Source organism: Pseudomonas sp. H26/SER47-MNA-CIBAN-0231 (assembly GCF_040310465.1).
GTDB lineage: Bacteria > Pseudomonadota > Gammaproteobacteria > Pseudomonadales > Pseudomonadaceae > Aquipseudomonas > Aquipseudomonas atacamensis.
In genome coordinates this window covers 24,294-36,716 of sequence record NZ_JBEOPW010000024.1, presented here as the reverse complement: position 1 = coordinate 36,716, position 12,423 = coordinate 24,294, and the positions used below count along the sequence as shown (strand labels likewise).

Sequence of the window (12,423 nt, the reverse complement as noted above, 5' to 3'; positions counted from 1 at the left end):
TAAACGGACTTTATCGGCCTGCGATATTCATCTGTCGGAGCAAGCATGGCAAGCTAGCCAACCTTTTCAGATTCCGAAATCATGCGTTCGCCCTACCGCACCGCACTGTTCGCCAGCCTGCTCGCGCTGATCTGCGCCGGGGTGCTGTGGGCGGCGTATGACTGGTTTCAGGGCCGCTATCTGCGCGCGTTCAGCGAACATACGGCGGTATTTTCCGGTGACCCGCTGCGCCTGCCGGACAACCTCGCCGGGCCGGGCAATATCCGCCTGGTGCACTTCTGGGACCCGGCCTGCCCGTGCAACGTCGGTAATCAACAGCACCTGAGCGAGATGGTCGAACAGTTCGGCCCTCGCGGCGTGGAGTTCTTCGCCGTGCAAAAGCCCGGCAGCCACGGCCAGTTGCCCGCCACCCTCGCCAGCCTGAAAACCATCATCGTCCTGCCCGGCGCCGAACAGATCCCCGCCAGCCCCGCCGTGGCGATCTGGGATCGTAGCGGCAAACTCGCCTATTTCGGCCCGTACAGCGAAGGCCTGACCTGCAACTCCAGCAACAGCTTTATCGAACCGATCCTGCATGCCCTGACGGAAGATCGCCCGGTCAATGCTACCCACACCTTGGCGGTGGGGTGTTATTGCCCGTGGCCGGCGGACGCGAAGTAAGGCATTCCGGACTTTTCAAGGACAGCGCTGCACCGCACAGATGCTCTGTGCTAAATGTTTGCAGCCCGACGGGCGGCCTTTTCGCCTGCACAAGGAGTCACCATGAAGCGTGCGTTGATCGTCGTTGCCTTGCTCATCGTTGTCCTGCTCGGCGCCGCCGGCGGGCATATCTACAGCAAGCAGCCGACGCGCCAGGGCCAGGTCGAGCTGCGCAATCTGCAAGGCTCGGTGACCGTGCGCTACGACGAGCGCGGTGTGCCGCATATCCGCGCCGAGAACGAAACCGACCTCTATCGCGCCCTCGGTTACGTGCACGCGCAGGACCGCCTGTTCCAGATGGAAGCCATGCGCCGCCTCGCCCGGGGCGAGCTGGCCGAAGTGCTCGGGCCGAAACTGCTCGACACCGACAAACTGTTTCGCAGCCTGCGCATTCGCGAGCGCGCGGCCAGTTACGTCGCCAGCCTCGACAGGCAGTCGCCGGCGTGGAAGGGCCTGCAAGCCTATCTGGATGGCATCAACCAATATCAGGACACCCACGCCGCGCCGATCGAGTTCGACGTGCTGGGCATCCCCAAGCGGCCGTTCACTGCCGAAGACAGCATCAGCGTCGCCGGCTACATGGCCTACAGCTTTGCCGCCGCGTTTCGCACCGAGCCGCTGCTGACCTACGTGCGCGATCAGCTCGGCGCCGATTACCTCAATGTGTTCGATCTCGACTGGCAGGCCAAAGGCGTTCTGGCCACCGATCACACCCGGCACGCACCGGCCCTCGCCGCCGGCGACTGGCAGGACCTCACCGCCCTCGCCCGCCTCAGCGAACAGGCGCTGCTCGACAACGGCCTGCCGCAGTTCGAGGGCAGCAACGCCTGGGTGATTGCCGGCAGCCGCAGTCAGAGTGGCAAGCCGTTGCTGGCCGGCGATCCGCATATCCGTTTCTCGGTGCCGTCGGTGTGGTACGAGGCGCAGCTGTCGGCACCGGGTTTCGAGTTGTACGGCCATCATCAGGCGCTGGTGCCGTTCGCGTTTCTGGGACACAACCTCGATTTCGGCTGGAGCCTGACCATGTTCCAGAACGACGATCTCGACCTGATCGCCGAGAAGGTCAACCCGGACAACCCCAATCAGGTCTGGTATCGCGGCCAGTGGACCGAGATGCTCGTCAGCGAACAACAGATCAATGTAAAGGGTCAGGCGCCGGTGACTCTCACCTTGCGCCGGTCCCCGCACGGCCCCATCGTCAACGATGCCCTCGGCAGCGCTGCCGGCAAGACCCCGATCGCGATGTGGTGGGCCTTCCTCGAAACACCCAACCCGATCCTCGACGGTTTCTACCAGCTCAACCGCGCCGACACGTTGGCCAAGGCCCGCGCGGCAGCGGCCAAGGTGCAGGCGCCGGGCCTGAATCTGGTGTACGCCAACGCCAAAGGCGATATCGCCTGGTGGGCCTCGGCCCTGCTGCCCAAACGTCCGGCCGGGGTGAAACCGGGCTTCATCCTCGACGGCAGCACGGCTGAAGCGGACAAGGAAGGTTACTTCCCGTTCAGCGCCAACCCGCAGGAAGAGAACCCGGCGCGCGGCTATATCGTCTCGGCCAACTTCCAGCCCGTGTCGCCGACCGGCATGGAGATCCCCGGTTACTACAACCTTGCCGATCGTGGTCAGCAGCTTGACCGTCAGCTCAGCGACAACCGGGTGAAGTGGAGCAACGAGGCCAACCAGCAACTGCAACTGGGCACGGCGACCGGTTACGGCCCGCGCCTGTTGGCGCCGCTGTTGCCGGTGTTGCGCGAGGTGGTGAGTGATCCGGCGCAGCTGAAACTGGTCGAGCAACTGGCGCAGTGGCCTGGCGACTATCCGCTCAATTCGATCAGCGCGACGGTGTTCAACCAGTTCCTCTATGACCTTGCCGATGCGGCGATGCGCGATGAGTTGGGCAATGACTTCTTCGAGACACTGCTGTCGACGCGGGTAATCGATTCGGCGTTGCCACGCCTGGCGGCCAAGGCGGACTCACCGTGGTGGGACAATCGCAGCACGCCAGCCAAAGAAACCCGCGCCGATGTCGTGCGCACGGCGTGGGCGGCAAGCATGGCGCATCTGAAACTGACCCTCGGCGATAACGTGGCCGGTTGGCAGTGGGGCGCGGCGCACACCCTCACCCACGGCCATCCGCTGGGGCAGCAGAAGCCGCTGGATCGCCTGTTCAACGTCGGCCCGTTCGCAGCGCCGGGCAGCCACGAAGTGCCGAACAACCTCTCGGCGAAGATCGGCCCGGCACCATGGCCGGTGACCTATGGACCGTCGACGCGACGTCTGGTGGATTTTGCCGATCCGGTGCATGGCCTGACGATCAACCCGGTCGGCCAAAGTGGCGTACCGCTGGACAGTCACTATGACGACCAAGCCGAGGCGTATGTGGAGGGGATTTATGCGCAGGCGCATTTCAGCGAGGAAGAGGTGCTGGCGAATACGCGCAGTACGTTGAAGCTGTTGCCTGCGCGCAAGCCCTGAAGAGCCCCTCACCCTAGCCCTCTCCCAGAGGGAGAGGGGACCGATTGGGGGATATTGGGGAGAAACGCCGACGTGCAAGATTGGCACCGAATCCATAATCGATAAGGTCTTTCAGGTCGATGTAACACGCCAGACAACGCGGTCGGCCCCCTCTCCCTCTGGGAGAGGGCTGGGGTGAGGGCTTTCGAGCTCAAGCCCGGATCAAACATCCAGCGCAAAATTCAGCCGAAACTGCTGGGGCGTCACGCCCAAGCGCCGGTTGAACACACTGCGCATATGCTGCGCATCACGAAACCCGCACTGATAGGCCACGGTCTTCAGCGGCGCCGTGGTGCTTTCCAGCATGACCCGCGCCGCATCCACCCGCGCCCGTTCGACAAACTCCGCCGGTGTCACTTTCGCTTCTCGCGCAAACACCCGGGAGAAATTGCGCGCACTCATGTTCGCGGCATTGGCCAGATCGGCGATCGTCAGATCGCCAGTGAGGTTGGCCAGCACATACAACTGCACCAGCGCCACCGCTGACGTCGGCTCGGCATGCGGCGTGAGGAACGGGCTGAACTGCGATTGCCCGCCCGAGCGCTGGGTGAACACCACCAGCCGTTTCGCCACACTCAGCGCGACCTCGGCACCGTGGTCGCGCGCCAGCAGGTACAACGACAGATCGATGCCTGCCGTGACCCCGGCCGAGGTATAGAGCGCGCCGTCCTCGACATACAGGCGATCCGCCTCGACCCGCGTGGTCGGGCACAATTGCGCCAACGCCTCGGCATCGTTCCAGTGCGTGGTGACAGTGCGCCCCTCGAGCAAACCGGCGCGGGCGAGCATGAACGCGCCATTGCAGATCGAGCCGCAACGCCGGGCGCGGCCACAGGCTTCACGCAGCCAGGCATCGAACGTGGGACCAAAATCCATGAACGGCAATTGCGGGCCGCCGGCGACCAGCAACAGGTCGTAGGCTTCGGTTGTTTCGCTGAAATGGCGGTGGGCATTCAGGCTCATTCCGTTGGAACAGGCCATCGGTCCATGCTCGACGCCGATCACTTGCAAGCGATAGTGATCCTGCAGCGCAAGAAAGCGGTTGGCTTCGGCAAACACGTCCATGGGGCCGCTGACGTCCAGTGACTGCACGCCGGGGAACACCACAATGGCGACGGATTTGTTCATGACTGAAACGTCCTCGATCCTTTGGCAAACACACAAACCCGTGGGAGCGAGCTTGCTCGCGAAGAGGCCAACACACGCAACATAGCTGTCGAATGAGAAACCGCTTTCGCGAGCAAGCTCGCTCCCACATGGGCCATGTCCAACTGGTTGGTCGAGCTAACCCTGGCCAGCCCACACCCGACAAGTGAGCTTGGCACGATTTGCCGGTGCAATGGCAAGGATCGCAGCCACGCCTCGATTGTTCGCTTGGCGCGCGGGGAACAGACTTTCCCCAGCAGCGCCACCACGGCGTTTTGACGAGGAAACCGTTATGACCAGCACCATCGCCGGCATCAAGATCCCTGACAGCGCCCTCGCCCGGGCCACCACCGAGTACATTCGCGACATCGAATCCGACCTGCTTTATCACCACTCGCGCCGGGTGTTTCTGTTCGGTGCCTTGAGCGGCGAGCGCCAGCAATTGGCCTATAACCCGGAGCTGCTGTATGTCGGCGCGATGTTCCACGACCTTGGTCTGGTCGCAGGCCATCGCAGCGATAACGAGCGCTTCGAAGTGGACGGCGCAAATGCCGCCGCAGCCTTTCTCAAACCGTACGGGCTGAGCGACGACGATATCGAGCAGGTGTGGCTGTCGATCGCATTGCACACCACGCCGGGCGTGCCCAGGCATCTGCGCCCGACCGTCGCGCTGGTGACCGCCGGGGTGGAGATGGACGTGCTGGGCATGGACTACGCGGCGTTCAGCAGCGTGCAGCGCGAAGCGGTGGTGCATGCGCATCCACGTGGGGAGGGTTTCAAGGAGTGCATCATCTGCGCGTTCGCCGACGGCTTGCGTCATCGCCCGCAGACCACGTTTGGCAATGTGAAGACTGATGTGCTGGTGGATCAGGAGCCAGGGTTCAAACCGATGAATTTCGTCGAGGTCATCCGCCAGTCTCCCTGGACTGCTTAAAACCAGATTTGGAGCTGGGCCCTGTGGCGAGGGGATTTATCCCCGTTGGGTTGCGAAGCGACCCCAAAAAAAAGGCCTGCTGCGCAGTCCATCGGGGATAAATCCCCTCACCACAAAAGCCCGCTCCCACATTTTGATTTGGGTTGGCCTCAGGAATGAAACCAACCCGCCGGCTCACACAGTCTGTGGCGCAGGCGCGCGTCGCGCGTCCGGTTGCTTCCACGAATCAGCCGCGCTTTCTTCGATGGCTTGCTGGATGGCTTTCTTGCGTGCTTCTTCGGCGCGGCGGCTGAAGAACCAGACGAGGAAGGTCACCAGCGACACCGCCAGCAGAATCAGACTGGCCACGGCGTTGATTTCCGGTTTCACACCCAGGCGCACGGCCGAGAACACTTCCATCGGCAGGGTCGTCGAACCCGGGCCGGACACGAAGCTTGCCAGCACCAGGTCATCCAGCGACAGCGCGAACGACATCATGCCGCCCGCCGCCAGCGACGGCGCGATCATCGGGATGGTGATCAGGAAGAACACCTTCCACGGCCGCGCACCCAGGTCCATCGCCGCCTCTTCGATCGACAGGTCCAGCTCACGCAAGCGCGCTGACACCACCACCGCCACATACGCCGCGCAGAACGTGGTGTGGGCGATCCAGATGGTGACGATACCGCGCTCCTGCGGCCAGCCGATCATCTGCGCCATGGCCACGAACAGCAGCAACAGCGACAGACCGGTGATCACTTCCGGCATCACCAGTGGTGCAGTCACCAGGCCACCGAACAGCGTACGGCCCTTGAAGCGGGTGATACGGGTCAGCACGAACGCTGCCAGGGTACCCAGTGCCACCGCCGCCACGGCGGTGTAGCAGGCGATTTCCAGCGAGCGCAACACCGAGCCCATCAATTGCGAGTTGTCGAGCAGGCCGACGTACCACTTGATCGACCAGCCGCCCCACACCGTCACCAGTTTCGAGGCGTTGAACGAGTAGATCACCAGGATCAGCATCGGCAGATAGATGAACAGCAGACCCAATATCAGCATCAGGCTGGAGAAACGGAAGCGCTTCATTCTTTACCCTCCATTTCCTTGGCCTGACTGCGGTTGAACAGAATGATCGGCACAATCAGGATCGCCAGCATCACTACCGCCAGCGCGGACGCCACCGGCCAGTCGCGGTTGTTGAAGAACTCTTGCCACAACACCTTACCGATCATCAGGGTTTCCGGGCCGCCGAGCAGTTCCGGGATCACGAACTCGCCGACCACAGGAATGAATACCAGCATGCAGCCGGCGATGATGCCGTTCTTGGACAATGGAATGGTGATCTTCCAGAAGCTGTTGAACGTACTCGAACCCAGATCGGACGCGGCTTCCAGCAGACTCTGATCGTGTTTGACCAGGTTGGCGTAGAGCGGCAGGATCATGAACGGCAGGTACGAATAGACAATCCCGATGTACACCGCCAGGTTGGTATTGAGAATCTGCAGCGGCTCGTCGATCAGGCCCATGCTCATCAGGAAGCCGTTGAGCAGGCCGTTGTTGCTGAGGATGCCCATCCATGCGTAGACGCGGATCAAGATCGCCGTCCAGGTCGGCATCATGATCAACAGCACCAGCACCGTTTGCAGCTCTTTGCGCGCGCTGGCGATGGCGTAGGCCATCGGATAGCCGATCAGCAGGCAGAGCAAGGTGCTGATAAAGGCCATTTTCAGCGAGCCGAGATAGGCCGCGATGTACAGCTCGTCGTCACCAAGCAACGCGTAGTTGCCCAGGTTCAGCAGCACTTGCAGCTTCTGCTCGGCGTAGGTGTAGATCTCGGTGTACGGCGGGATCGCCACGTCGGCTTCGGCGAAGCTGATCTTCAGGACGATGAAGAACGGCAGCATGAAGAACAGGAACAGCCAGATGAACGGCACCCCGATGACCAGCTGCCGGCCATTGGGGATGATTCGGTTTATACGGCGTTTGAATTTGCGCATGTTCATGAGCGAAGTACCACGCCGCTATCGTCTTCCCACCACACGTAGACCTGATCGCCCCAGGTCGGACGCGCGCCGCGACGTTCGGCGTTGGCGACGAACGACTGCACCAGTTTGCCGCTTGGCAATTCGACGTAGAACACCGAGTGCCCGCCCAGATAAGCGATGTCGTGGACCTTGCCGCTCGACCAGTTGTACTCGCAGGTCGGCATGTCGGCGGTGACCAGCAGTTTTTCCGGGCGAATCGCGTAGGTGACCGACTTGTCCTGCACCGAGGTGCTGATGCCGTGGCCGACGTAGATCTGCCGGTCGAGGTCCTTGCAGGTAATGGTCGCGTGGCCTTCGGCGTCGTCGATCACTTCGCCTTCGAAGATGTTGACGTTGCCGATGAATTCGCAGACCAGACGGCTGGTCGGGGTTTCGTAGATGTCGATCGGACTGCCGATTTGCGCGATCCAACCGAGGTGCATGATCGCGATGCGCTCGGCCATGGTCATGGCTTCTTCCTGGTCGTGGGTGACCATGACGCAGGTCACGCCAACGCGCTCGATGATTTCCACCAGTTCCAGCTGCATCTGCGAGCGCAGCTTTTTGTCCAGAGCGCCCATCGGCTCGTCGAGCAGCAACAGTTTCGGCCGCTTGGCCAGCGAACGGGCCAGGGCCACACGCTGGCGCTGACCGCCGGAGAGTTGATGCGGCTTGCGCTTGGCATACTGGCTCATCTGCACCAGCTTGAGCATCTCGGCCACGCGGGCGTCGATTTCAGCCTTGGGGATCTTGTCCTGCTGCAGGCCGAAGGCGATGTTCTGCGCCACGGTCATGTGCGGGAACAAAGCGTAAGACTGGAACATCATGTTGATCGGACGGTCGTACGGCGGCATGTCGGTGATGTCGACGCCGTCGAGGAAAATCCGCCCTTCCGTGGGCCGTTCGAAGCCAGCAAGCATCCGTAGCAAGGTGGATTTGCCCGATCCCGAACCGCCGAGCAGGGCAAAAATTTCGCCCTTCTTGATTTCCAGGGACACGTCGTCCACGGCAATCGTCTCGTCGAACTTCTTCGTGACCCGGTCGATTTTGACCAGCACCTGTTTCGGTGTCTGGTCGCCCTCGAGGGCTTTCTTGTAGGCGCCGGAGGCAACTGCCATTTACGAAACTCCCAACAGAAGCAGCAGTTCGCCCCGCAAGACGAACCCTGGATAGTTTGTGCGTTATTTGCCCGACTTGACCTTGGTCCAGCTACGGGTCATCAAACGCTGAATATTGGCTGGCAACTCGGTCGACACGTAGGTCTTGTCGAGGACTGCTTGCGGTGGGTAAACCGCTTCATCGGTGCGAATGGATTGTTCCATCAGCTTGTCCGAACCCGGGTTGGGGTTGGCGTAACCGACGTAATCACTGACCTGGGCGATCACCTCAGGTTTCAGCAAATAGTTGATGAAGGCGTGGGCTTCCTTGACGTTGGACGAATCCTTGGGGATCGCCAGCATGTCGAACCACAGCGCGCCGCCCTCTTTCGGGATCGAATAGGCGATGTTGACGCCCTTCTTGGCTTCCTCGGCACGGTTCTTCGCCTGGAAGATATCGCCGGAGAAACCGATGGCCACGCAGATGTCGCCGTTGGCCAGATCGCCGATGTACTTCGAGGAATGGAAATAGGTCACGTAGGGACGCACCGCGAGCAACTTGGCGGTGGCCTTTTCATAGTCTTTGGTGTTGGTGCTGTTGGCGTTCAGGCCCAGGTAATTGAGCATGGTCGGCATCATTTCATCAGCCGAATCGAGGAACGCGACACCGCAGCTGTGCAGCTTCTTGATGTTTTCCGGCTCGAACAGCACGGCCCAGGAATCGATCTTGTCGATACCGAGCACGGCCTTGACCTTGTCGACGTTGTAGCCGATGCCGTTGGTGCCCCACAGATACGGCACGGCGTAGAGGTTGCCGGGATCGTTCTGCTCCAGGCGCTTGAGCAGCACCGGGTCGAGGTTGGAATAATTGGGCAGTTGCGCCTTGTCGAGCTTCTGGAACGCGCCCGCCTTGATCTGCTTGCCAAGGAAGTGGTTCGACGGCACGACCACGTCGTAACCGGTACGCCCGGCGAGCAGCTTGCCTTCCAGGGTTTCGTTGGAGTCGAAAACGTCGTAGACCGGTTTGATCCCGGTCTCTTTCTCGAAGTCGGCCAGGGTCGATTCGCCGATGTAATCGGACCAGTTATAAATATGCACCGTACCGGCGGCCTGGGCTCCGACAGCGATTGTCAGGCCGGCAGCGACCAGCAGGGCTTTGCGCAAAGAAGAAAATACAGGCAAGTGGAGGTCCTCTAAATTGATTGGGCCCAAGTTGCCCCGCGCTGCATGACAGCCATGGCTGCCCGACAACAAAACCGGCGCGCAACTTACCCTCGAAAAACCGATCCAGCAAAACTTTCTGTCATTTAATTAACCGCTGGCCGCCGTCGCGACGACGACGGCCAGTGGTTGTGGCGACAAACCGGCTTATTTGCCCGATTTGATCTTGGTCCAGCTGCGCGTGATCAGACGCAGCGTTGCAGCGTCCAGATCGCTGATCGCATAGAGCTGCTTCTTCACTTCAGCCGACGGGTAGATGCTCGGGTCGCTGGTGATGTCCTTGTCCACCAGAGGCGTTGCCGCCTTGTTGCCGTTCGGGAAACGCACGGCGTTGGTGATGCCGGCCATCACTTGCGGCTCCAGCAGGTAGTTCATGAATTTGTAGGCGGCTTCGACGTTTTCGGCATCCTTGGGAATGGCGACCATGTCGTAGAAAGTACCGGCGCCTTCTTTTGGAATGGTGTAGGCCAGCTTGACCTTGTCACCGGCTTCCTGAGCGCGGGTCTTGGATTGCTCCAGGTCACCCGAGTAACCGACGGCGACGCAGATGTTGCCGTTGGCCAGATCGGAGATGTACTTGGAAGAGTGGAAGTAGGCGACCGAAGGACGGATCTTCAGGAACAGGTCTTCGGCGGCTTTCAGGTCAGCCTTGTCCTTGCTGTTGGTCGGCTTGCCCAGATAGTGCAATGCCGCCGGAATCATTTCGGTCGGGGCATCGAGGAAGCTCACGCCGCAGCTTTTGAGTTTCTCGATGTTTTCCGGCTTGAACACCACGTCCCACGAATCGATCTTGTCGATACCCAGCGCAGCCTTGACCTTGGCCGGGTTGTAGCCGATGCCGATCGAGCCCCACATGTACGGGAAGGCGTGTTTGTTGCCCTGGTCGCTGGCATCGCCAACGGCCTTGAGCAGATCTTCGTCGAGGTTTTTCCAGTTCGGCAGCTTGGACTTGTCCAGCTCCTGGTAAACGCCGGCCTTGATCTGCTTGGCGAGGAAATTGTTGGAAGGCACCACGATGTCGTAACCGGACTTGCCGGCCAGCAGCTTGGCTTCCAGGGTTTCGTTACTGTCGAAGACGTCGTAGACGACTTTGATCCCGGTGGCTTTTTCGAAGTTGGCCACGGTGTCCGGCGCGATGTAGTCGGACCAGTTGTAGACGTGCAGTACCTTGTCGTCCGCGTGCACCGCACCCGCCATCATGCCCGCCATGGACAGCGCGAGCAGAGTCTTGCCAGCTAGCTTTTTACATAATGCCTTCATGCGTCATGCTCCAAATTTTTCTTTTTTGAACCACTTTGTTCAGCGGCCGAACCCGGACAACTGGAACCGCGGCTAGTCTGGCAAGATCCGAGGCGGTCTTTCAACAAAAGACCAGCCTTTCTGACAGCTTTGAGCGAGTGCGCCGCAGCTCCCCCGCCCAAAGCCTAGCACCTAGGCCTGCAGCGCACCGAGGGTCAGGTCCAGACACTTGCGTGCTTTTGTAACCAGCTCATCGATCTCCGCTTTGCTGATCACCAGCGGCGGCGCGATGATCATGGTGTCGCCCACCGCGCGCATGATCAGGCCATTGTCGAAGCAGAACTGCCGGCAGATCATGCCCACACCCTTGCCTTCGTAACGCTTGCGCGTGGCCTTGTCCTGCACCAGCTCGATCGCCCCCAGCAGACCGACGCCGCGAACTTCACCCACCAACGGGTGATCGTTCAGCTCGCGCAGACGTTTCTGCAAATACGGTGCCGTTTCGTTGTGGGCGTTCTCGATAATTTTTTCATCGCGCAGGATACGGATGTTTTCCAGGCCCACCGCGGCTGCCACCGGGTGGCCGGAGTAAGTGAAGCCGTGGTTGAAATCGCCGCCTTCATTGAGCACGGCCACCACCGAATCACGCACGATCAACCCGCCCATCGGGATGTAGCCGGAGGTCAGGCCTTTGGCGATGGTCATCATGTCAGGCGCAAGGTCGTAGAAATCGCTACCGAACCACTCACCGGTACGGCCGAAACCGCAGATCACTTCGTCGGCAACAAAGAGAATGTCGTACTTGGCGAGGATTTCCTTGATGCGCGGCCAGTAGGTCTCGGGCGGAATGATCACGCCGCCGGCACCCTGGATCGGCTCGGCAATAAAGGCACCGACGTTGTCGACGCCGACTTCGAGAATCTTCTCTTCGAGCTGATTGGCCGCCCAGATGCCGAACTCTTCCGGCGACATGTCACCGCCTTCGGCGAACCAGTACGGCTGCGCGATGTGGACAATGCCCGGAATCGGCAGGTCGCCCTGCTCGTGCATATAAGTCATGCCGCCGAGGCTCGCGCCGGCCACGGTAGAACCGTGATAACCGTTCTTGCGGCTGATGATGACTTTCTTGTTCGGCTGGCCTTTGATCGCCCAGTAGTGGCGGACCATGCGCAACATGGTGTCGTTGCCTTCGGAGCCGGAGCCAGTGAAGAACACGTGGTTCATGCCTTCTGGCGCCACGTCGGCAATCGACTTGGCCAGTTCCAGTGCCGGCGGGTGTGCGGTCTGGAAGAACAGGTTGTAGTACGGCAGTTCGCGCATCTGTTTGGCGGCGGCATCGGCCAGTTCATCGCGACCGTAACCGATCGCCACGCACCAGAGGCCGGCCATGCCGTCGAGGATCTTGTTGCCTTCGCTGTCCCACAGATAAACGCCCTTGGCGTTGGTGATGATCCGCGGGCCCTTCTCTTTCAGTTGCTTGAAGTCGCTGAACGGGGCCAGGTGGTGATCGCTGCTCAGCGCTTGCCACTCACGGGTTTGCGGGTTGTTGCTGGTCATGCCAATTCTCCTTGTT

10 protein-coding genes are annotated in these 12,423 nt (G+C 60.9%); 3 read left to right on the top strand and 7 right to left on the bottom strand.

Translation table 11 applies throughout. From position 1 onward, the window contains the following. Window positions 1-81: 81 nt before the first annotated feature. Both AAEZ10_RS25410 and AAEZ10_RS25405 read left to right on the top strand, forming a co-directional pair. On the top strand, window positions 82-660 hold the full coding sequence (locus AAEZ10_RS25410; protein WP_024014714.1) for a DUF6436 domain-containing protein: 579 nt from the start codon (window positions 82-84) through the stop codon (window positions 658-660). A gap of 102 nt (window positions 661-762) precedes the next feature. After that, window positions 763-3,171 (top strand): penicillin acylase family protein, encoded by a 2,409-nt coding sequence (locus AAEZ10_RS25405; protein ID WP_350571488.1) that lies wholly within the window; start codon window positions 763-765, stop codon window positions 3,169-3,171. Window positions 3,172-3,372: 201 nt separating this feature from the next. Here the strand turns inward: AAEZ10_RS25405 and AAEZ10_RS25400 are convergent, their stop codons facing one another. Further along, the gene (locus tag AAEZ10_RS25400) at window positions 3,373-4,338 is read right to left on the bottom strand and encodes a GlxA family transcriptional regulator (protein WP_243241357.1); all 966 of its coding nucleotides are present in this window, start codon (window positions 4,336-4,338) and stop codon (window positions 3,373-3,375) included. 310 nt (window positions 4,339-4,648) lie between these two features. Between AAEZ10_RS25400 and AAEZ10_RS25395 the strand changes: the two genes are divergently transcribed. After that, complete coding sequence (locus AAEZ10_RS25395; protein ID WP_243241355.1) at window positions 4,649-5,290, top strand: HD domain-containing protein; 642 nt, start codon at window positions 4,649-4,651, stop codon at window positions 5,288-5,290. 174 nt (window positions 5,291-5,464) lie between these two features. Here AAEZ10_RS25395 and AAEZ10_RS25390 read toward each other — a convergent pair whose 3' ends face one another. The 6 genes from AAEZ10_RS25390 to AAEZ10_RS25365 form a co-directional block, all read right to left on the bottom strand. Next, window positions 5,465-6,355 (bottom strand): ABC transporter permease subunit, encoded by an 891-nt coding sequence (locus AAEZ10_RS25390; protein ID WP_323166945.1) that lies wholly within the window; start codon window positions 6,353-6,355, stop codon window positions 5,465-5,467. Further along, complete coding sequence (locus AAEZ10_RS25385; RefSeq protein ID WP_177180879.1) at window positions 6,352-7,233, bottom strand: ABC transporter permease subunit; 882 nt, start codon at window positions 7,231-7,233, stop codon at window positions 6,352-6,354. Before AAEZ10_RS25385 ends, AAEZ10_RS25390 begins: the two co-directional genes overlap by 4 nt. A gap of 35 nt (window positions 7,234-7,268) precedes the next feature. Beyond that, window positions 7,269-8,411, bottom strand: coding sequence for an ABC transporter ATP-binding protein (locus AAEZ10_RS25380; RefSeq protein ID WP_016772662.1), 1,143 nt, complete (start codon window positions 8,409-8,411; stop codon window positions 7,269-7,271). Window positions 8,412-8,474: 63 nt separating this feature from the next. Continuing rightward, complete coding sequence (locus tag AAEZ10_RS25375; protein WP_051600552.1) at window positions 8,475-9,572, bottom strand: polyamine ABC transporter substrate-binding protein; 1,098 nt, start codon at window positions 9,570-9,572, stop codon at window positions 8,475-8,477. A gap of 186 nt (window positions 9,573-9,758) precedes the next feature. Then, entirely contained in the window at window positions 9,759-10,871 is a 1,113-nt protein-coding gene (locus AAEZ10_RS25370) for a polyamine ABC transporter substrate-binding protein (protein ID WP_350571485.1), read from the bottom strand. A 171-nt stretch (window positions 10,872-11,042) separates the two neighbouring features. Continuing rightward, window positions 11,043-12,407, bottom strand: coding sequence for an aspartate aminotransferase family protein (locus tag AAEZ10_RS25365; RefSeq protein ID WP_122506170.1), 1,365 nt, complete (start codon window positions 12,405-12,407; stop codon window positions 11,043-11,045). Between the last annotated feature and the right edge of the window lie 16 nt (window positions 12,408-12,423).

Bases quoted from the DNA above. Each gene is read 5' to 3' on its own strand.
- AAEZ10_RS25410 (WP_024014714.1), top strand. From the start codon at position 82: ATGCGTTCGCCCTACCGCACCGCACTGTTCGCCAGCCTGCTCGCGCTG.
- AAEZ10_RS25405 (WP_350571488.1), top strand. From the start codon at position 763: ATGAAGCGTGCGTTGATCGTCGTTGCCTTGCTCATCGTTGTCCTGCTC.
- AAEZ10_RS25400 (WP_243241357.1), bottom strand. From the start codon at position 4,338: ATGAACAAATCCGTCGCCATTGTGGTGTTCCCCGGCGTGCAGTCACTG.
- AAEZ10_RS25395 (WP_243241355.1), top strand. From the start codon at position 4,649: ATGACCAGCACCATCGCCGGCATCAAGATCCCTGACAGCGCCCTCGCC.
- AAEZ10_RS25390 (WP_323166945.1), bottom strand. From the start codon at position 6,355: ATGAAGCGCTTCCGTTTCTCCAGCCTGATGCTGATATTGGGTCTGCTG.
- AAEZ10_RS25380 (WP_016772662.1), bottom strand. From the start codon at position 8,411: ATGGCAGTTGCCTCCGGCGCCTACAAGAAAGCCCTCGAGGGCGACCAG.
- AAEZ10_RS25370 (WP_350571485.1), bottom strand. From the start codon at position 10,871: ATGAAGGCATTATGTAAAAAGCTAGCTGGCAAGACTCTGCTCGCGCTG.
- AAEZ10_RS25365 (WP_122506170.1), bottom strand. From the start codon at position 12,407: ATGACCAGCAACAACCCGCAAACCCGTGAGTGGCAAGCGCTGAGCAGC.